Raw genomic sequence first — 291 nt, forward strand, 5'->3', positions numbered from 1 at the left:
TCCTTCTGAATTTTGAGCCAGAGGGGCGTATGACTCCCCTTGCCTCTGTACGCATGATAAAGCATCTTTCGCAAAAGGTCAACACCTCCGGCGCATTTGTAACAAAGCTGTAAAACAACGCCCGTTCCCTGCCAAACCGACCAGAACCGGCCGTTTCCCTCTTTGTATTATAAGGTATCGCAGCCCCCGGGAGGACATCCGCGTCCCCCCGGGGGCTGTTTTTGCCCCGGCTCGCCCGCCCACAACACCCGGCATCCGTAGGGGCGGCCTTTATGGCCGCCCGCGGGCGGG

This window comes from Flavonifractor plautii ATCC 29863, from assembly GCF_000239295.1.
Taxonomy (GTDB): Bacteria; Bacillota; Clostridia; order Oscillospirales; family Oscillospiraceae; genus Flavonifractor; species Flavonifractor plautii.